Source organism: Micromonospora sp. NPDC126480 (assembly GCF_040302465.1).
In the GTDB taxonomy this organism is placed as follows: domain Bacteria; phylum Actinomycetota; class Actinomycetes; order Mycobacteriales; family Micromonosporaceae; genus Micromonospora.
In genome coordinates this window covers 324,782-344,037 of record NZ_JBEORU010000002.1, presented here as the reverse complement: position 1 = coordinate 344,037, position 19,256 = coordinate 324,782, and the positions used below count along the sequence as shown (strand labels likewise).

Here is a 19,256-nt window from a genome sequence, read left to right as displayed (position 1 = left end):
GCCGCTGAGATGCCGAGCAACGAGGAACAGGTCCGTGCCCTGGTCGAGCGCTGGGCGGCCGCGGTGCACCGCGGTGACCTCGCGGGAGTAGTGGCGGACCACGCCGAGGACCTCGTGATGTTCGACGTGCCGCCGCCGTACGAGGGGGTGCGCGGGCTGGACGCGTACCGGCAGACCTGGCCGCCGTTCTTCCGGTGGCAGGCGCAGGGCGCGTCGTTCGAGATCGAGTCGCTGGAGGTCGTCGCCGGCGAGGAGGTGGCCTTCGCGTACGCGCTCCTGCGCTGCGGCACGCCGGACGATCTCGCCGGCAACCCGGACAACCGCCTGCGGCTGACCCTCGGCCTGCGAAAGCGGGACGGCCGGTGGCTCGTCACCCACGAGCACCACTCCTTTGCGCTCACCGGTGCCTCCGACCAGCCGGACCGGGACACCGGCACCGCCGAGGAGGAGGTGCGCCGTCTGCACCAACGATGGTTCGAGGGCACCGCGGCCAAGGATCTCGAAGCCCTGATGGCGGCCATCGCCGACGACGTGGTCTCGTACGAGCACGATCAGCCACTGCGGTACGTCGGGGTGGAGGCGGTCCGCGAGGTCTGCGCGGCGGGCCTGGCGGCGGCAGGCGACGGGGAGGTGACCTGGGGCGTGCCCGACCTGACGATCGTGGTGGACGGCGATCTCGCCGTGGCGTGGGGCCTCAACCACGTCTCGGTACGCCCGAATGGCGGCCCGCCGGTCGACAGTTGGTCGCGCGGGACCCGGGTGTTCCAGCGACGCGACGGTGCCTGGCTGATGACCCACCAGCACCTGTCGTACCCGTACGACCCGTCCACAGGAGAGGCGCGGACCGACCTCCGCCCGTGAATGGTCGGTCTGGTCCCGGCGAGCGCATCCGGGCGGCCGGGCAGGGTCAGCGGGCGGGGCAGGCGGCCTCGACCAGTACGCGGGCGGCTGCCTTCGCGGTGTCCGGCGTGCCCGGCTCCGCGTCGAGCACGCCGGCGGACAGGCCCCCGTCGAGCAGCAGGGTCAGTTGCCGGGCCAGTCGCGCCGGGTCGGCGGCGCCGGCCCGGCGGGCCAGGTCGGTGACCCACGCCAGCACCACCCGCTTGTGCTCGACGGTACGGGCATGCACGTCGCTGCCCGCCTCGCTCTCGGCGGCGGTGTTGATGAACGCGCAACCGTGGTAGCCCTCGCGTCGGCACGCCGACGCGAGGGCGTCGAACATCCCGACAAGCTGGTCACCCGGGTCGTCGCCGGCTGCGCTGGCCGCGGCGCGTAGCTGCCCGAGCCAGGTCTGGTCGACCCTGTCTAGGTACGCCAGGACGAGGTCGTCCTTGCGGGGAAAGTGCTTGTACAGCGTCGCCTTGGCCACGCCGGACTCGGCGATGACGGTGTCGACGCCCACGCCGCGGGGGCCTCGGGCGTAGAACAGCCGGAACGCCGTGTCGAGGATCCGCTCGCGCGCAGGCTGTGCTGGCCGTGTCATCCGTTTCCCTCCGCTGGCCGGGCACGCTCGATTGTACAGACGAGTCTGTCCAAGCCTTGTTGGTAGACAGACCCGTCTGTTAGCTTGAGCGCGAGCCGGATCGATACCCACCGGACCGCACGAGGGAGCAACCACCATGAAGATCGCAGTTCTGGGCACCGGCATGGTCGGCCAGGCACTGGCCGGCCGCCTCGCGGAGCTCGGCCACGAGGTCACCGTCGGCACCCGTGACGTCGCCGCCACGCTGGCCAGGACGGCACCGGACGGGATGGGCAACCCGCCCTACGCGGCGTGGGCCGCCGCCCACCCGCAGGTCCGCCTGACCACCCTCGCCGACGCCGCCGCCGGGGCCGAGCTGCTGGTCAACGCCACCTCCGGCGCCGTCTCGATCGCCGCCCTGCGGGCCGCCGGCACCGACAACCTCGCGGGCAAGATCCTGATCGACATCGCCAATCCGCTGGACTTCGGCAACGGGTTCCCGCCCACCCTGTTCATCAAGGACACCGACAGCCTCGGCGAACGAATCCAGGATGCCTTCCCGCAACTCCGGGTGGTCAAGGCTCTCAACACGCTCACCGCGCCACTGATGGTCGATCCGGCGGCACTCGCCGACGGCGACCACTCGGTCTTCGTGTCCGGCAACGACGCCGGGGCCAAGAGGATCGTCACGGGCATCCTGGAGTCCTTCGGCCACACCGACGTCATCGATCTCGGCGACATCACCACCGCCCGCGGCACCGAGATGTTGCTGCCGCTGTGGCTACGCCTGATGAGCGCCCTGGACACCCCGACGTTCAACGTCAAGGTCGTCCGCTGAACCGTCGTACCGGCCTTCCGGTGTCGCGTCGTGCACCGCCGTCCGGGGGCAGGGCCCGAGGCCACCCCGGCTGAGGACGTTCGGCCCTGACCGGCGCGGCCACGGCGCAGTCCCATGGAGACGGAGGAATCGCTTCGGACAGGAGGTCCATCGTGAAAGCGCTCGTCTTCAACGGCCCCGGCCAACGGACCTGGACCGACGTACCGGACCCCGGGATCATCGAACCCGGTGACGCCATCATCCAGGTCGACACCGTGACGATCTGCGGCACGGATCTGCACATTCTCGGTGGCGACGTGCCGGCCGTGCAGCCCGGCCGCATCCTCGGTCACGAAGCGGTCGGCACCGTGGTCGCCGTCGGTCCCGCCGTGACGACCGTCCAGCCCGGCGACCGGGTCCTCGCGTCCTGCATCACCGCCTGCGGCCGGTGCCGCTACTGTCGGGAGCAGGCGTACGGACAGTGCCGCGGCGGCGGCGGGTGGATCCTCGGGCACCTGATCGACGGCGTGCAGGCTCAGTACGCACGCCTGCCGTTCGCCGACCTGTCCACCTACAAGCTGCCGGACACCGTGTCCGACGAATCGGCCGTGCTGCTGGCCGACATCCTGCCGACCTCGTACGAGGTGGGCGTCCTCAACGGCACCGTCCGGCCCGGCGACACCGTGGTCGTGGTCGGCGCCGGTCCGATCGGGCTCGCCGCGATCCTGACCGCACGGCTGCTGTCGCCCTCGCACATCGTCGCGGTGGACAAGGCCGAGAGCCGGCTCCAGGCGGCCAAGCAACTCGGCGCGGACGTGCTGATCCGCGCCGATGAGGATCCCCTCGAGATGGTCAACGCGATCACCGACGGCCTCGGTGCGGACGTTGTCATGGAGGCCGTCGGCACGCCGGGCACCTTCGAGACCTGCACCCGGCTGGTCCGGCCGGGCGGCCACGTCGCCAACATCGGCGTGCACGGCAAGCCGGCCACCCTGCACCTCGAGGACCTGTGGATCCGCAACGTCACCATCAGCACCGGCCTGGTCGACACCTACTCGACGTCGTCCCTGCTGAAGATGGTGGCGACCGGGCAGCTGGACACCGGCCAGATCATCACCCACCGGTTCCCGCTCGACGACATCATGGCCGCCTACGACGTGTTCGCCAACCCCGCCGAGACCGGCGCGCTGAAGGTCGTGTTGAACCGTTCGTGACCGCGGGCGGTAGGCCCCTCGGGTCCGGGACCACGAGTGTCACCACTGGTCCCGGACCCACCGGATTCCCATCCGCGAACCGCTGCGGGCGCCGCCGCGCCCGCCGGCTCAATTGCGTGACGGCCGCATCAACCGGTCCGCGCTGCCGAACGCGTACCCGTGCGACCGGACCGTTTCGGAGTCGTCGTGCCGCCAGCCGAGCCGGTCGACGACCTCGACCACTCCGGCGACCTCGGCGACCCGCTCGACGACGAGGCCGGCCAGGCTGCGGCTCTCCACCGTGCCCGTCAGCGTCACGACGCCGTCCGCGACGTCGACCTCCACGGACGCGGGGTCGATCCACAGTTCCCGCCGCAGGACGCCGTCGATGATCTCGGTGCGGAGCTCGGCGTCGGGCCGGGTGTGGATCCGCAGTAGGTCCCGCCGCGAGACGATGCCGACGAGACGCCGCTCGGCGTCGACGACGGGCATCCGCTTGATGCGCTCCTTCTCGAGCCGGCGCGCGGCGGCGCCCACGGACGCGTCCGCTGTCACGACGACGGCCGGCGCGCTCATGAGGTCCGCGGCGACGGCCCCCTGCGCCTTGCTGTCGACTGCGCGCCGCCGCCCCGCGAAGACGCGACGGTGCCGTTCGTCCCCGACCGCCTCGACCTTGTGCAGGAGGTCGGCCTCGGAGACCACCCCGAGGACGTGGCCGTCGGCGTCGACCACCGGCGCGGCGCTGACGCCGCCCTCGACCAGGGCGTCGACCACCTCGCGGTAGGTTGCGTCCCGCCTGACCGAGATGACGTCGCGTGTCATCACGTCCACTACCGTCCACTGTCTCATCGTCGGTCCTTTCGCTCGCCGGCGGTCGTGCCGCCGCATCTCCTGTCTGGTCTGTCCTTCCCCGAGGCATCGAGGGGTGGACGCCCCGATGAGGGACGGACCGATCACGTCCAGCCTGGCCGGCCCTGCCGGCTGCCGGCAGTGGCGTAGGGCCCGCGAGCACTGGGCCGATGGTCCGGGCTCGGCTGCTCGGCAGGCGGAGGTACACCCGGTGTCAGCGATTCCTTAGTACAGCATTGGATGTACTATCTTGCCGTGGACACGTTGACGCACGGACAGGTGCTGGCCCGCTTCGGCCATGCCCTGTCCGATCCGACGCGGGCCCGGCTGCTGCTGGCTCTGCGCGACGGGCCCGGATACCCGGCGGAGCTGGCCGACCTGCTGGGCACGACGCGGCAGAACCTGTCGAACCACCTGTCGTGCCTGCGTGGCTGCGGACTGGTGGTCGCGGTGCCGCAGGGCCGCCGCACCCGCTACGAGTTGGCCGACGCCCGGCTCGCGCACGCTCTGGGGGACCTGCTCGGTCTCGTGCTGGTGGTCGATCCGGCCGCCTGCCCGGATTCCGACGCGGACGGCTGCTGCTGATGAACCTGCCCCTGGTCGACCTGACACCGGTGGGGCCGTCGCCGGCGCGCCGTCAGGCGCTCGCCCGCCGGGTGCGGCTGCTGGTCGCCGCCACGATCGCCTACAACACGATCGAGGCGGTCGTGGCGATCACCGCCGGCACGATCGCGTCGTCGACCGCGCTGATCGGCTTCGGGCTGGACTCGGTGATCGAGGTGTCGTCGGCGGCGGCGGTGGCGTGGCAGTTCGCCGGCCGCGACCCGCAGGCTCGGGAGAAGATCGCACTACGCGTCATCGCGGTCTCGTTCTTCGCGCTCGCCGTGTACGTCACCGTGGAGTCGGTGCGCGCGCTGGTCGGCGGCGCCGAGGCCGAGCACTCCCCCATCGGCCTGATGCTGGCCGCCCTGTCGCTCGCGATCATGCCGGTGCTGTCGTACGCGCAGCGCCGGGCCGGCCGGGAACTCGGCTCGCGCTCGGCGGTTGCGGACTCCAAACAGACGCTGCTGTGTACGTACCTGTCCGCGGTCCTGCTCGTGGGTCTGGGGCTGAACAGCCTGTTCGGATGGTCCTGGGCCGACCCCCTCGCCGCCCTGGTCATCGCGGCAGTGGCGGTCAAGGAGGGCCGCGAGGCGTGGCGTGGCGACACCTGCTGCACCGTCTCGCCGGGCCACTCCGGCCCGGGCCGTCGTCCCGGGCCGGAGCGGTGCCGCGGCTGATCAGACGAAGTTCACGTCGCTGCACCACAGGTAGGTCTGCGCCGTCCATTGCTGGAGCGGGTCCAGGCGTGCTGAAATGGCACATCGCCGCAGCGCGGGGGCAACCGCGCTGGGAAACGGCCAGCACGGGAGCATCGCGGTGCCGGCAGCGCGCCGTCCTGGCAGACCCGCGCGCGCCACATCGCCGGGCCATCTCCACGACGGGCACACATCCCCGGGCAGATGTCCCGCCCTACGTGTCCACCGGTACGTGTCTCCGCGACGGCCGACACGCCCGACGCCTGACCGGTGGAGGCCTTCCGATGCGGTCTGCCTGCGCACCAGAACCGGCGACGAGGTGAGAAGCGATCATGATTTCCCGGGAGAGTTTCGCGGGGTGGTACCGGAACCGCTTCCTGTGGGTGGCGGTCATTCTGGCGGTCACGGCCGGCACGGTCGTACTGGCCAACTCCGCCGGCTCGGAGGCGGAGCCGGCGGATCTGCAGGCGCAGATCACGGCCCGGATGCGGACGACGCTCGAACAGGCCGACCCGGAGCAACACAACCACGCCGGACACGATGTCCCGCAGGCGGCCACCGGGGCGGCGGCGAAGCCGCCGGTGATCTGCGGGGTCCGCGTCTACGGCTACGAGCCGGCCGGGGCCACGGCGCTCGACGACGTACGGACCGTCTACGGCTTCCACCTCTGCGGGGTCGCCGAGCAGAAGCGCCCATGGGACTGGGCGGTCAAACTCGCCGGACCGGTGATCATGGACATGTCCACCCAGCCACCCGGAATCCAGGTGGTCGAGGCGACCGCCGACGTCATGTTCGTCGACCGGCTGCGGGAGATGTTCCCGACCAGGTACGCAGAACTTGCGGTCAAGGAAGCGCTGGCCCCCTCGGAGATGACCGAGCTGCGCCGCCGTTACGACGCCGCCGCCGGACTCTGACCACGCCGGCCCCGAGGTGGGCCCCCGCCGCTCCCGCGGGTGGTGGCCGGCACCGCTGAATCTGTCGGTGCCGGCTGGTCTACCTCTGCGACCGAGACAACCAACGCCACGGGAGTACGACACATGGGCCACATCCACATCGAGTTGTTCGCGACCCTCGACCTGGTCGGACAGTCGCCCGGCAGCCCGGACGAGGACCCGGTGGGGTTCCCGTTCGGCGGCTGGCAGGCGCCCCTGCTGGACGAGACCACCGGGGCTCAGGTCGCAGCCGCGTACGAGGGGACGGACGCCCTCCTGCTCGGTCGGCGGACCTACGACATCTTCGCCGCCTACTGGCCGCACCAGGAGGGTGGCCAGGACAACGAGATCGCCAGGCTGTTCAACAGCATCCCGAAGTACGTGGCCTCCCGCGGCAGGCCCGACCTCCCCTGGGCCGGGTCCACGCAGCTCGGAGCGGATCTCGCCGGCGCGGTGCGGGAGATCCGTGACCGGCACCAGCACGTGAAGGTCGTCGGGAGCCTCAACCTGGTGCAGACCCTCCTGCGCGAGAAGCTCTTCGACCGGCTCGACCTCTGGGTGTACCCGATCGTTCTCGGCGTCGGGAAGAAGGTGTTCGACGGCGGTGCGGTGCCCACGAACGTGACGCTCCTCGAACCGCCGGTAGCCGGTCCGAAGGGCACCGTGTACCTGCGCTACGGCCTCGCCGACGGCACACCCGGAACGGGGGACATGAGCGCGCCCGACCGCGGCGCCGGGCGCGACGACTGACGCCCTGACGAGACGCGGGGAGTCGGTCAGCCCGCGGCACGAGCCCGATCACCGGCCTGACCGACTCCCCCACCTCGTCGTCGCGCGGCGTCGTGCGGCACCGCTGAGCTTCCCACGGCCCGCATGCCGACGGCGGCGAGAAGGCAGGCGGTGGCCACGGCGACGAGCACGAGGTGGTAACCGCCCAGGGGTAGGAGTGCGGCGGCAAGCAGAGGCGCGCCGGCTTTGGCCGTGGTGACGGGGGCGCTGAGTCGTCCGGCGATGGTGGCGTACGCGGTGGTGCCGTAGCGGTCGGCGAGGAGGGCTGGGGCGGCGAGGCTGGCGATACCGAAGCCGAGCCCGACCCCGGTGACGGCGAGGATCGCTCCGACGCGGGTCCCTGCGGCGACGGGCATCGCGAGGACAGCGGCGGCCTGAACGGCGAAGACCGTGGCGACGACGGTGGTGACCGGGAAGCGTCGGCGGGCGCCGGTGAGGACCAGTCGTCCGGTGACGGACAGGACGCCGAGCAGGCCGGCGGCGGTGGCGGCGAAGGTGACCGGATGGCCGCGGTCGACGAGATAGCCGACGAGGTGGACGCCGATGGTGCTGGTGGCGGCGCCGTGCGCGGTCAGCGCGGCGGCGAGGATCCAGAACCGGGGGTCGCGCATCGCGGCGCGCGCCACCGCCCGCCGCCCGGTACGGTCCCGGCGCGGCGCAGGGCCGGATAGCGGGACGTGCGGGGGTTCGCGGATGGTGAGGGCGTGCAGCGGAACGGTCACCATGCCGTGGGTGACCGCGAGCGCGAGCAGCGCGTCGCGCCAGCCGAGGTGCGCGACGAGCAGGCCGGTGAGGGGCATGAAGATGGTGCTGGCGAACCCGGCGACGACGGTGACCGCGAGCAGCGCGGTGGGCCGCCGCTCGGGGGTGAACCAGGAGACGACGACGGCGAACGCCGGCTCGTACAGAACCATCGCCCCGGTGATACCGATACCGATCATGACGGCGTAGAGCTGCCCGATGGTATGGACCTGCGACCAGGCGACAAGGAGCGCGGTTGCCGCGATCGAGCCCGCGGTCATGAGGGCCCGTCCGCCGCGCCGGTCGAGCCACCGCCCGACCGGGATGGCCATCAACGCGCCGGCGAGGACGCTGGCGGTCAGCGCCCCGGTGACCGCGGTGGTGGAGGCCTCCAGGCCGGTGGCCATGGGACCGAGCAGGACCGCGTACGCGTAGTAGAGGGTGCCGTAGCCGACGGTCGAGGTGACGGCGAGGGCGGCGACGATGCGCCACCCGTGGCGCCCGCCGACGGTCGGGTCGGCGGGCGCCGTCGAGGCGGTGACCATCAGCTGGCGCAGCAGCCGCCAACCTGGCCGCCGTTGGGGGCGGCGTCGAGGCTGACCAACTGGAGCGGGGCCGCGAGCAGCCCGCCCGAGATGCCGGTGGCGAGCCCCTTGGCGGCCGGCTCCGGGGCTGGGCCACAGCAGTTCCCGGTGCCGGTCGAGTCGGCGGGGTCGCTGTTGCAGACGCCGGTCTCCGGCAGGTCGAGCTGGACGTCCCGGGCGGCGGCCCAGTCCCCGGCCAGGGCGGCGACGACGGAGCGGGTCTGTTCGTAGCCGGTGGCCATGAGGAACGTCGGCGCACGGCCGTAGCTCTTCATGCCCACGGCGTAGTAACCGACCTCGGGGTGGGCGAGTTCGTCGACGCCGTGCGGGGGCACGGTGCCGCAGGAGTGTTCGTTCGGGTCGATCAGCGGGGCGAGCGCCCGGGTGGCCCCCATGACCGGGTCGAGGTCCAGGCGCAGCTCGGCCGCGATCGCGTGGTCGGGACGGAAGCCGGTGGCCGCGACGATCCGGTCCACCACGACCGACTCCTCGCCGCGATCGGCGTGACGGACGACCACGGCTACCCGGTCGGCACTCGGGGTGAGCGCGTGCACGGAGAAGCCGGTGAGCAGCCGGATCCGGCCGGCTTGCACGTGCTCGCGGAGCCGGGAGCCGAGCGCACCGCGGGCGGGCAGGGCGTCGGCGTCCCCACCGCCGTAGGTGCGCGTTGGGCTCGCCGAGCGGATCGCCCAGGTCACCTCCGTTCCCGGCTCCGCAGCGGCCAACTCAGCCAGGGAGAGCAGGGTGTTCGCCGCCGAGTGGCCGGCACCGACGACGAGGGTGTGCCGGCCGGCGAACCGGTCCCGGTCCGCGCCGAGCACGTCCGGCAGAGCATGCTCCAGGTACGCGCCCACCTCGTTCTCTCCCCGGGCGGGCAGGCCGGAGGCACCCAGGACGTTGGGCGTACCCCAGGTCCCGGAGGCATCGATGACGGCTCGGCCCAGGACCTCCTCGCCGTCGGCGAGGCGGATCAGGAACGGCGTCTGGTCGCGGCCGGCGGTGCGCAGGCGGTCCAGGCCGAGGCGGGTGATCGCCGCCACCCGCGCGCCGTAGCGCAGGTGCGGCTTGAGCTGCGGAAGCTCCGCGAGGGGCTGAAGGTAGTCGGCGACCAGCTCCGCGCCGGTGGGCAGGGCGTCGTCCGCCGGGGCGACCCAGCCGGCGTCGTCGAGCAGCCGGCGCGCGGCCGGGTCGACGTTGTACCGCCACGGGGAGAAAACGCGCACGTGCCCCCACTGCCGGACCGCCGCGCCGGCGCTGTCACCGGCCTCCAGGACACGGAGGGGCAGGCCGCGCTCGTGCAGGTGGGCGGCGGCGGCCAGACCCACCGGACCCGCGCCGATCACCACGACGGGCAACTCGTCCAGGACGCTCATCAGGAACTCCTCTGTGTAGATGGCTGTCGAATCAAAAGGGTGCAGTTGTGCAGGCGAGCGCGGGCCGAGGGGTTCAGGTGACAGCGGAGCTGCGGCGCTCAAGCAGCACGACGTCGCGCCACCGCCCGTGGTGCCGTGCGATCCGCTCGCGGATGCCGATGACGCGGAAGCCGACTCGCTGATGCAGAGCGAGACTGGCCGCGTTCTCCGGGAAGACTCCCGACTGGATGGTCCAGATGCCGGCGGCCTCAGTGGAGTCGATCAGCGCTTCCAGCAGCAGCCGGGCCACCCCACGCCCCTGAGCCGCAGCATCGACGTAGACGGAGTGCTCGACGACCCCGGCGTAGACCGCCCGACTCGACGTCGGCGCCACCGCCACCCACCCGATCACGGTGCCGTCCGCGTCGACGGCCACGAGACGGTGGTCCGGCAGCTTGGCCTCGTCGAATGCCGTCCAGGTCGGGGCGGTGGTCTCGAAGCTGGCGTCGCCGCCGTCGAGTCCGGCCTGGTAGATGGCGAGGACGCGATCGGCGTCGTCCGACGTCATCGGGCGGACGGCGAGGTCGGCCATCAGCTGGCTCCGTTCGGGTTGGGGGCCGGGCGACCCATGACGACGTCGGCGGCCGACGGGAAGCAACCGACGCAGGCCTCGTTGAGGCGGTAGTGACGGGCGGTGCCGACCGGCTCGACGAGCACGAACCGCACCTCGGTGAGGATCTTCAGGTGTTGGGAGACGGTGGACTGGGCCAGCCCGACGGCGGCGACGATCTCGCCCACGCTCATCGGCCGCGCGTGCCGGGCCAGGTATTCGACGATCTGCACCCGGGTCGGGTCCGCCAGAGCCCGGAACCACGAGGCGTACGTCTGCGCGGTCACCCGGTCGAGCAGTTCACCCACCGCCACTCCCTCTATCGTTTATCGCCGATTGGCGATGAAAGTGTAATCCCCGGCGGCCAACCGGTCGACGCTGACCTGCTCGAGCGGTCAGCGAGATTGCTTGAGCTCGTCATGAGCAGCATCCGCGTCCGGTGGCGACGGCTTCGGCCTTTGCCTCGGTGCCACAGCACGACCCGGCCGCCTCGGCCGCCTGCCGGCTCCCGCAGCACGGGTCGTTGTCGGCGCTTTCGTCAACGGACGGGCGGATGCCGCCGACGGCCTGGGCGGCGCTGCCGCAGCAGGCACCGGAGCCGGTGGACGGCAGCGCCACTGCGGGGTCACCGGTTACCCCATCCGCGGTGGAAGTGTTCTGGCTCATGTGAATCCTCTCGTCAACGAGGGCTGATCAGCGCGTGGACGGCGGTACGGGCGCGGTCGTAGCGCCGCTGGCTCAACTCCGTGGAACGCCTGTCTTGACGTTCGTCGAATCAAAGACTTGCACACTGATTAGAGAGATGTCAACCTAGAGGCATGTCGAAGCAACAGGCGCCCCTCCCCGTCGTCGACCTCAACGCCGACGCGCCGTGCTGCCCGCCGCTGGCCCAGCGCCGAGTCCCGGCCGAGACAGCCGCGGTGCTCGCGCCCGCATTCAAGGCCCTCGGTGACCCGGTGCGGCTGCAGCTGATGTCGATGATCGCCTCCGCCGAGGACGGGGAGGCCTGCGTGTGCGACCTGACGCCGGCTTTCGACCTGACCGGCCCGACGATCTCCCACCACCTCAGGACGCTGCGCGAGGCGGGCCTCGTCGACGCCGAGCGGCGCGGCACCTGGGTCTACTACCGGGCCCGACCGCAGATCCTGCGCCAGCTCGCCGCGCTGCTGTCGATCGAGCCCGGGGCCGCCGCCAAGGCCTGATCTCGCGCCCTCACAGCCGCCATCCGCCGGCTCCATCCGTCCGCACGGGCGACGTCGACCGCTGGGCGCCGGAGACCATCCGGGACCAGCTTGACTCCGGAGCTCTTACTCAGCAATGATTGACTCAATGAACGCTGAGCTTTCGTCACTCGTCGTGCGAGCCCGGATTCACGCCGCTCTCGGAGATCCGGCACGCCTGGCGATCGTGGACGCGCTCACCCTGGGCGATGCCTCCCCCGGAGAGATCGGCCACACCCTCGACATGGCGACGAACCTGGTCGCCCACCACGTCAACGTCCTCGCCGACGCCGGTCTGGTCACCAAGGGGCGCTCCGAAGGCGACCGGCGCCGCACCTACCTCCGGCTACGCCCGGAGACTCTGGCCGCTCTCGCCACTCCCCGGTTGGCAGGCGTGAGCCGGGTGGTGTTCGTGTGCACCCACAACTCGGCCCGCTCGCAGCTGGCCGCCGCGCTGTGGAAGCAGCGCACCCACAGCGAGGTCGCCTCCGCCGGCACGAGGCCCGCAGACCGGGTCCACCCCCGCGCGGTGGCCGTGGCTCACCGCCACCACCTCGACCTCGACCCGGCCGGCACCGCCCACGTCAACGACGTCGTGCGTCGCGACGATCTGGTGATCGCCGTCTGCGACAACGCCCACGAGGAGCTGACCGGACCGGTCCGCCCCCGTCTGCACTGGTCCGTCCCGGACCCGGTGCGGGTGGACACCGACGCGGCGTTCGAAGCCGCCTACGCCGACCTCGCCGACCGCGTCGACCGGCTCGCCCCCGCCGTCCTGCCCGGAGGTTCCCGATGACCGGCACCAGAGCCCACCCACGGCAAGAGATCACCCTCGACCAACAGGTCGCCCTGCGCACCGCGGCGATCCGGCTCACTGAGGAGTTCGACGGCAGCTACGGCACCGAGACCATCGAGCGGTTCCTGCACACCAGCTACGACCAGTTCGCCACCGCCGCCAGCATCGCGAACCATTTGCCGCTGCTCGCCGAGCGCTTCGCCCGACAGCGCCTGCGGGCCCTGGCCCGCGTCGAGGGGCATCACCGCGACGGCCGCCCGGTCGTGCTGTTTCTGTGCACCCACAACGCCGGCCGCTCCCAGATGGCCCTGGGCTTCTTCGCTCACCTGGCCGGCGATCGGGCCGTCGCGTGGTCCGGCGGCAGCGAACCCGCCATCGAGATCAATCCTGCCGCGATCGCGGCGATGGCCGAACGTGGCATCGACATCTCGGCGGAGTTCCCCAAGCCGTGGACCGACGAGGTGGTCCGAGCCGCCGACGTCGTGGTCACCATGGGCTGCGGCGACGCCTGCCCCGTCTTCCCCGGCACCCGCTACGAGAACTGGACCGTTGACGACCCGGCCGGGCTCGACCTGGCCGGCGTGCGACCGATCCGCGACGAGATTGAACGCCGGGTCCGTCTCCTGCTGACCCAGATCGGGATTTCGAGCACGACCGGACAACGCGCGTAACCAGCTGCGAGCCCTGCGGCAAGCCGGGCTGCTCGCTCCTGAACCCGCAGCCGCCGCGCCCACTACCACCTCTAGCCACGGGAGTTCCATGAGCACCGCCGTACGAGCCGACGCCGCCGAGACACCGGTGGTGGCGCGCCTTTCCAGCCTCGACCGGTTCCTGCCGGTGTGGATCGGGCTGGCCATGGTCGCCGGTCTCCTGCTCGGCCGGAGCGTCCCCGGGTTCGACCGAGCTGTCGACGCGGTGAAGATCGGCGGTATCTCCCTGCCCATCGCCCTCGGCCTGCTGGTCATGATGTACCCGGTCCTGGCCAAGGTCCGCTACGACCGCCTCGACACGGTCACCGGGGACCGCCGCCTGCTGGTCTCGTCGCTGGTGCTCAACTGGATCGTCGGTCCCGCCGTCATGTTCGCCCTGGCCTGGAGCTTCCTGGCCGACCAGCCGGAGTACCGCACCGGCCTGATCATCGTCGGCCTGGCCCGCTGCATCGCCATGGTCATCATTTGGAACGACCTCGCCTGCGGTGATCGGGAGGCCGCCGCCGTCCTCGTCGCCCTGAACTCGGTGTTCCAAGTGCTCGCCTTCGGCCTGCTCGGCTGGTTCTACCTGTCGGTCCTGCCGGGCTGGCTGGGTCTGGACGGCGCCGCGCTGGAGGTCTCCGGCTGGGACATCGCCGGCAACGTGCTCGTCTTCCTCGGCATCCCGCTGCTCGCCGGCTACCTCTCGCGCCGTCTCGGCGAGCGGACCAGGGGCCGCGACTGGTACGAGCAGCGGTTCCTGCCCAGGATCGGACCCGTGGCCCTGTACGGGCTGCTGTTCACCATCGTCATCCTCTTCGCCCTGCAGGGCGAGGCCATCACCGACCGACCGGCCGACGTGGCGCGCATCGCCCTGCCGCTGCTGGCCTACTTCGCCCTCATGTGGGCCGGCTCCTACCTGCTCGGCCGAGCCATCGGCCTGAACTACGAACGCACCACCACCCTGGCGTTCACCGCGGCGGGCAACAACTTCGAACTCGCCATCGCGGTCGCGATCGGTACGTTCGGGATCGCCTCCGGGCAGGCCCTCGCCGGCGTCGTCGGCCCGCTCATCGAGGTCCCCGTCCTCGTCGGACTGGTCTACGTGTCGCTGTGGGCCCGCCGCCGCCTGTTCCCCGCCGCAGCACCCCCGCCGCGAGGTGACTCGACCACGGGTCCGGCGGCAACCACCTAGAACCTGGAGAACCCGATGAGCGACAAGCCAACTGTTCTGTTCGTCTGCGTGCACAACGCCGGCCGCTCCCAGATGGCCGCCGGCTGGCTACGCCACCTCGCCGGCGACACCGTCGAGGTCCGCTCCGCGGGGAGCGCCCCGGCCGATCAGGTCAATCCCGCCGCCGTCGAGGCCATGCGCGAGGTCGGCATCGACATCACGGACCAGACCCCCAAGCTCCTGGCGTACGAGACCGCGGAATCGTCCGACGTCATCGTCACCATGGGCTGCGGCGACGCCTGCCCCGTCTTTCCTGGCAAGCGTTACGAGGACTGGAAGCTCGAGGACCCGGCCGGCCGGGGCGTCGAGGCGGTACGCCCGATCCGCGACGAGATTCGCACCCGCGTGGAGAAGCTGCTCACCGGACTGCGCTTCCCCGCCTGATGCCCCCAGCGGTTCTGCCCCCGTTACGTCCGGCCGGCACCAATGTCGTCGGTGTCCCGGTGTTCGGCTGTGCCGGACGGGTAGACGTGGACCGAGGGCTGGTCGAGATGGCATCCTCCGGGCCGGCCGTGAGCGGCACGGCCGGCCCTCGAGCAGGGAATCCTGACACGGACACGCAAAGGCTGATGTCATGCGCATTCCTCGCGGCATGGTTGACGATCTTCGCCGGAGCATCGTCGCGCCGCCCACCCCGAATCCAGCCGATCAGGTCGCAGGCCGGCTCGCTCTCCGCCCGGCCGGCGACACGGACCTGCCGGCGATGTCCCGAGCCCACGTCGAGTTGCTTCCGATGGGGCTGTTCCCGTCGCTCGGCGCCCGCTTCATCCGGCGCTGGCAGCGGACCCTCCTGAACTCGCCGCACGGCGTAGGTGTTGTCGCCATCGACCCGCACGACGAGGTCGTCGGGTTCGTGCTGGGTGCCAGTGATCACACCGCCTACACCACGGAGCTGGCGAAGGACCGGCGCGCGATGGCGTCTCTTGCCCTCGCCGGGCTCGTCGCGCTTGTCGTCCGGCCCAGAGTTGCCCTCCGTATCGCGCGAACGCGGATCCGGCCGTGGGCCCGGCGGGTGCTGCGCCACCGGGCGGCCGCGGTGGCGCCGGACGAGGCCGGATCGGTTGCCGCATCGCGCGTGGCAGTCATGACCGCGCTGGCGGTACAGCCGGCTTGGCGCAAGAGCGGCATCGGCGTGATGCTGGTCGACCGTTTCGTCGAAGTGGTCCGGAACGCCGGTGCCGTGTGGGCCGAGGCGCAGACGTCGACCGGGCCCCTGGGGGCGACCGGATTCTACGAACGGTTGGGTTGGGAGGCCGGCAGTCAGTGGCGCGCACCCGACGGTGACAGCGTACGCACGTACCGCTGCGGCCTTCGGCCCGCCTGATGAACATCGCCGAACGGGCACGTCCTGTCTTCGCACCGAAATGGACCGCGCCCGACCTGATCGGCCGGCATCGACATCCAGGGTGATCAGCGCGCTACCGCCCCTCGCGGAATAGCTGAGATGACCTTTCTTGACGCCGCTAAATTCCACTCTCGAGGCAATTGAGCAACCAATACCACACCATCAAGTACATCCAGCCAGAACCAATGGCCACGCGCGACGGCAATTTGCTCAGGACCTGTTCGGCACCGCCTCCTCCATCAGGATCCTCGGCTCAGCCAAGCCGAGATCGGCGTACCGCTCGGCAGCGGCCCTGCGGTGCCCGCCGGCCGCCTCCGGATCGCCCAGCGCCGTCAACGCCACGGCGAGACCCTCGTGGGCCTCGGCCTGCTCGTACGGGTCGGCGACCATCGTCGCGATCCGCAGTGCCTGCCGATGGTGCTCGACGGCGCGCTCCCACTCGCCGTTGGCCGACCTGGTCCGGCCGAACTCGTTGAGGACCTCGCACTCGACGCCCGGATCACCGGTCTCGCGGGTGACGGACAGGGCCCGGTCCTGATGCTCCAGGGCGAGGATCAGGTCGCCCCTGCGGCGATGCACCATCCCCAGCAGGCTCAGCGTCCGCGCCTCGGTGCCTCGCTCGCCGACCTCACGGATCAACTTGAGGGCGTGGCTGAACTTGCCGAGGGCCTCCGCATGCCGGCCCTGCGAGGCGTACACGGTTCCGAGCACGTTCAGGGCGTACGCCTGGCCGCGGTGCTCGTGGCTACGGCGGTACAGGTCGAGCGCGGTTCGCGCCCGGTCGACCGCCTCGGCCTCCTGACCGAGGCGGACATGGACGAGCGCCATCAGCGTGAGCGAGTCGGCCTGCCCGCTGAGGTCGCCGAGTTCGGTGTAGTCGGCCAACGAGATCCGCTGCTGATGCAGCGACTCCTCGTACTGGCCGAGCCGCCAGAGCAGCAGTCCGGCCAGGCAGCGCACGGCGGCCCGCCCGGGTACGTCGCCCAAGTCGTCCAGCACCTCGAGCGCCTGCCACTGGCGGTCCAGCGACTCGGCGTAGCGGCCGAGCCGGAAGAGAATGTGGCCGGCCGCCACCGCGGCCCGGGCAGCGCTCTGCCGGTCGCCCAGCCGGTGGAAGAGTTCGCGCGCCTCGGTCTGCTCGGCCAGCGCTTCGACGTTCTGCCCGGCGGTCCACTTCGCCGAGGCCGCATTCGTCAGCGACACGGCGATGGCCAGTTCGTCGCCCGACATCCGGGCGGCGGCCAGACCGAGGCGGGACGTGAGCAGCCAGTCGTCGATCTGGCCCCGGCTGTAGTAGAACGGCCGCAGCGAGTCGGCCAGGTGATAGGCCTGGCGGTACAGCCGGTGCCGCTCCGCGTAGCAGACCCCGACGAGCAGGTTCTTGTGCTCGACGGTGAACCAGTCGATCGCCTGGTCGGCGGTGTCGAACCTGAGCGCGCTCGCCGGCTCCGGCGCCGCGCAGACCGGCGTGCGGCCGGGCTGGATCTGCTGGGCCGCGCTCTGCGCCGCCCAGCACCAGTGGTCGATGAGGCCCCGCATCGCCTGGTGCCGGCTGCCCTGCGGTTCCTCGAGGTCGGCCAGGGTCGCGGCGTGTTGCCGGATCAGGTCGTGGAACCGGTACCGGCGGTGTCCGCGCTGCTGTAGCAGGTGCACGTCGACCAGCGTCTCCAGTAGTCGGTCCACCTGCCGTGGTGGCAGGCCGGTGAGCGCGGCGGCCGCGTCGGTGTCGATGTCCAGTCCCGGGTAGAGCCCGAGAATCCGCAACACGCGCTTGAGTTCACTGGTCAGGTGCTGATAGGAGACCTGCAACGCGGCGACCACGCTGCGCTGGCCGATCTCGAGTTCGGCGAGCCGGTGGCGTCGGTCCTGGAGCCGCTCGGCGAGATGCGCCACCGACCAGGTCGGCCGGGCGTCCAGGCGGGCCGCGGCGATGCGTACGGCCAGCGGCAGCCGCCCGCACAGCTCCACCACCTCGGCGACCCGCTCGGCCTCCCGGTCGGCGCGCTGGCGGCCGACGACGCGGCTGAACAGATCGATCGCCTTGTCGCGGGACAACACATCCAGCGAAATGCTCAGGACGTCGTCCAGGCCCAGCAGCCGCTGACGCCCGGTCACCAGGACCAGGCAGCCGGGGCTCGCCGGCACCAGCGGCGCCACCTGGCCGACGTGTGCGACGTTGTCGAGCACGAGCAGGATCCGCCGCCCGGCGAGCCGGCTTCGGAACAGCGCGGCCCGGTCGTCCGGGTCCCGCGGGATGAGGTCACCGCGTACGCCGAGGGCGCGCAGCAGCCGGTCCAGCGCGTCGGCCGGCTCGACCGGCGGCACGCCGTCGGTGAACCCGTGCATGTCGATGAATAGCTGCCCGTCGGGGAAGTCCGGCAGGAGCCGGTGCGCCGCGTGTATCGCGAACGCGGTCTTGCCCACCCCGGCCATGCCGTCGATGGCGCAGACGGCCGCTCGGGACCGCCCACCCGGCGGGGTGTCGCCGATGCTGGCCAGCACCGCGGCGAGTTCCTCCGACCGGCCGGTGAACGAGAGGAGATCGGCCGGGAGGTGGGCGAGCGGTTGGGGTCGGGCGGGATCCTCCCGGCGTAGCGACGGGTCGTCACCGAGGATCTTGCGCTGCATCTCCTGCAGCGCCGGCCCGGGCACGATGCCCAGTTCCCGGTCGAGGAGCGCGTACAGCTCCTGGTAGGTGGCGAGCGCCTCGGCCCGCTGGCCGGACCGGTACTGCGCAAGCATGAACTGGCCCCAGAGTCGCTCCCGCAGTGGGCGGGCCGCCAGGACCTCGCGCAGGTCGCGAACCACGTCGGCGTCGCCCCCGCGGCGCAGCCGAACGTCGAACCAGTCCTCGAGCAGCGCCCACCGTTGCTCCATGCTCCGCTCGTGCTCGATGGCGAGAGCCGGGTTGTCCAGCAGGTCGCCGGCGAGGTCACCGCGCCAGAGCCGGACCGCGCGGGCCAGCGACCGCTCCGCGCCCGGATCGTCGTCGGCGCGACGCCGCCGCCCCTCGGCCACCAGTTCGGTCACCATCAGCAGGTCCAGCTCGTCGGCGCGAGCGCGGAGCCGGTACTCGCCCCGGCGGGCTTCAATGCGCTCGCCGTCCGGGCTCGGCGGCAGGATCTGACGTAGCTGCCACACAAATGTCTTGAGATTCGCCATTGCCGACTTAGGCGGTTTGTCGTCCCAAACCATCTCCACCAGGCGGCGGCTGTTGATCCATTCATTCGCGTTGACCAGCAGGATGGCGAGCAGGACACGCTGCCTGCGGCCCGTGATCGTGACTGGATTTCCCCCTAAATCGATGATCTCGAGCCGCTTGAAGACACGGAAAAGCACTCCACT

General features: G+C 71.4%; 20 protein-coding genes. 13 read left to right on the top strand and 7 right to left on the bottom strand.

The features are described 5' to 3' along the window. The first annotated feature begins 9 nt into the window (after positions 1-9). A complete protein-coding gene (locus ABTW87_RS03165) occupies positions 10-861 on the top strand; it encodes an SgcJ/EcaC family oxidoreductase (protein WP_350647992.1) in 852 nt (283 codons plus the stop codon). A 46-nt stretch (positions 862-907) separates the two neighbouring features. On the opposite strand, the gene ABTW87_RS03160 is transcribed toward ABTW87_RS03165, so the two are convergent. After that, the gene (locus ABTW87_RS03160) at positions 908-1,483 is read right to left on the bottom strand and encodes a TetR/AcrR family transcriptional regulator (protein WP_350647990.1); all 576 of its coding nucleotides are present in this window, start codon (positions 1,481-1,483) and stop codon (positions 908-910) included. Between the two features lie 136 nt (positions 1,484-1,619). Between ABTW87_RS03160 and ABTW87_RS03155 the strand changes: the two genes are divergently transcribed. Together ABTW87_RS03155 and ABTW87_RS03150 are read left to right on the top strand one after the other, a co-directional pair. Then, positions 1,620-2,300, top strand: coding sequence for an NADPH-dependent F420 reductase (locus ABTW87_RS03155; protein ID WP_350647989.1), 681 nt, complete (start codon positions 1,620-1,622; stop codon positions 2,298-2,300). A 152-nt stretch (positions 2,301-2,452) separates the two neighbouring features. Next, complete coding sequence (locus tag ABTW87_RS03150) at positions 2,453-3,493, top strand: zinc-dependent alcohol dehydrogenase family protein (protein WP_350647987.1); 1,041 nt, start codon at positions 2,453-2,455, stop codon at positions 3,491-3,493. Between the two features lie 108 nt (positions 3,494-3,601). On the opposite strand, the gene ABTW87_RS03145 is transcribed toward ABTW87_RS03150, so the two are convergent. Further along, a complete protein-coding gene (locus ABTW87_RS03145) occupies positions 3,602-4,321 on the bottom strand; it encodes a CBS domain-containing protein (RefSeq protein WP_350647985.1) in 720 nt (239 codons plus the stop codon). Positions 4,322-4,561: 240 nt separating this feature from the next. Here ABTW87_RS03145 and ABTW87_RS03140 point away from each other — a divergent pair, with 240 nt between their 5' ends. From ABTW87_RS03140 to ABTW87_RS03125, 4 genes are all read left to right on the top strand, one after another. Next, positions 4,562-4,906, top strand: a complete 345-nt coding sequence (locus tag ABTW87_RS03140) for an ArsR/SmtB family transcription factor (protein ID WP_350647983.1) — start codon at positions 4,562-4,564, stop codon at positions 4,904-4,906. Next, the gene (locus ABTW87_RS03135) at positions 4,906-5,601 is read left to right on the top strand and encodes a cation efflux transmembrane domain-containing protein (RefSeq protein WP_350647981.1); all 696 of its coding nucleotides are present in this window, start codon (positions 4,906-4,908) and stop codon (positions 5,599-5,601) included. The genes ABTW87_RS03140 and ABTW87_RS03135 overlap by 1 nt, the downstream gene beginning before the upstream one ends. A 350-nt stretch (positions 5,602-5,951) precedes the next feature. Continuing rightward, positions 5,952-6,533 (top strand): hypothetical protein, encoded by a 582-nt coding sequence (locus ABTW87_RS03130; RefSeq protein ID WP_350647979.1) that lies wholly within the window; start codon positions 5,952-5,954, stop codon positions 6,531-6,533. A gap of 123 nt (positions 6,534-6,656) precedes the next feature. Beyond that, complete coding sequence (locus ABTW87_RS03125) at positions 6,657-7,301, top strand: dihydrofolate reductase family protein (protein ID WP_350647977.1); 645 nt, start codon at positions 6,657-6,659, stop codon at positions 7,299-7,301. A 26-nt stretch (positions 7,302-7,327) separates the two neighbouring features. On the opposite strand, the gene ABTW87_RS03120 is transcribed toward ABTW87_RS03125, so the two are convergent. The 4 genes from ABTW87_RS03120 to ABTW87_RS03105 all read right to left on the bottom strand — a co-directional run bounded on the left by ABTW87_RS03120 (position 7,328) and on the right by ABTW87_RS03105 (position 10,935). Next, positions 7,328-8,626 carry an MFS transporter gene (locus ABTW87_RS03120; protein WP_350647975.1) on the bottom strand — a complete coding sequence of 433 codons (1,299 nt, stop codon included), beginning with the start codon at positions 8,624-8,626 and terminating at the stop codon, positions 7,328-7,330. After that, the gene (locus ABTW87_RS03115) at positions 8,626-10,038 is read right to left on the bottom strand and encodes an FAD-dependent oxidoreductase (RefSeq protein ID WP_350647973.1); all 1,413 of its coding nucleotides are present in this window, start codon (positions 10,036-10,038) and stop codon (positions 8,626-8,628) included. Before ABTW87_RS03115 ends, ABTW87_RS03120 begins: the two co-directional genes overlap by 1 nt. 73 nt (positions 10,039-10,111) lie before the next feature. Further along, positions 10,112-10,609 carry a GNAT family N-acetyltransferase gene (locus ABTW87_RS03110; protein ID WP_350647971.1) on the bottom strand — a complete coding sequence of 166 codons (498 nt, stop codon included), beginning with the start codon at positions 10,607-10,609 and terminating at the stop codon, positions 10,112-10,114. Next, complete coding sequence (locus tag ABTW87_RS03105; RefSeq protein ID WP_502891518.1) at positions 10,609-10,935, bottom strand: ArsR/SmtB family transcription factor; 327 nt, start codon at positions 10,933-10,935, stop codon at positions 10,609-10,611. Before ABTW87_RS03105 ends, ABTW87_RS03110 begins: the two co-directional genes overlap by 1 nt. 510 nt (positions 10,936-11,445) lie before the next feature. On the opposite strand from ABTW87_RS03105, the gene ABTW87_RS03100 reads away from it, so the two are divergent. The 6 genes from ABTW87_RS03100 to ABTW87_RS03075 all read left to right on the top strand — a co-directional run bounded on the left by ABTW87_RS03100 (position 11,446) and on the right by ABTW87_RS03075 (position 15,890). After that, positions 11,446-11,829 (top strand): ArsR/SmtB family transcription factor, encoded by a 384-nt coding sequence (locus ABTW87_RS03100; protein WP_350647969.1) that lies wholly within the window; start codon positions 11,446-11,448, stop codon positions 11,827-11,829. Between the two features lie 127 nt (positions 11,830-11,956). After that, positions 11,957-12,643, top strand: a complete 687-nt coding sequence (locus ABTW87_RS03095) for an arsenate reductase/protein-tyrosine-phosphatase family protein (protein WP_350647967.1) — start codon at positions 11,957-11,959, stop codon at positions 12,641-12,643. Beyond that, positions 12,640-13,314, top strand: coding sequence for an arsenate reductase ArsC (locus ABTW87_RS03090; RefSeq protein ID WP_350647965.1), 675 nt, complete (start codon positions 12,640-12,642; stop codon positions 13,312-13,314). The genes ABTW87_RS03095 and ABTW87_RS03090 overlap by 4 nt, the downstream gene beginning before the upstream one ends. Positions 13,315-13,402: 88 nt before the next feature. Continuing rightward, a complete protein-coding gene (gene arsB / locus ABTW87_RS03085; protein WP_350647963.1) occupies positions 13,403-14,527 on the top strand; it encodes an ACR3 family arsenite efflux transporter in 1,125 nt (374 codons plus the stop codon). 15 nt (positions 14,528-14,542) lie between these two features. Beyond that, complete coding sequence (locus tag ABTW87_RS03080; RefSeq protein WP_350647961.1) at positions 14,543-14,950, top strand: arsenate reductase ArsC; 408 nt, start codon at positions 14,543-14,545, stop codon at positions 14,948-14,950. Between the two features lie 349 nt (positions 14,951-15,299). Further along, positions 15,300-15,890, top strand: a complete 591-nt coding sequence (locus ABTW87_RS03075) for a GNAT family N-acetyltransferase (RefSeq protein WP_350647959.1) — start codon at positions 15,300-15,302, stop codon at positions 15,888-15,890. A 231-nt stretch (positions 15,891-16,121) separates the two neighbouring features. Here ABTW87_RS03075 and ABTW87_RS03070 read toward each other — a convergent pair whose 3' ends face one another. After that, positions 16,122-19,052 carry an ATP-binding protein gene (locus tag ABTW87_RS03070; RefSeq protein ID WP_502891517.1) on the bottom strand — a complete coding sequence of 977 codons (2,931 nt, stop codon included), beginning with the start codon at positions 19,050-19,052 and terminating at the stop codon, positions 16,122-16,124. Positions 19,053-19,256 lie beyond the last annotated feature (204 nt).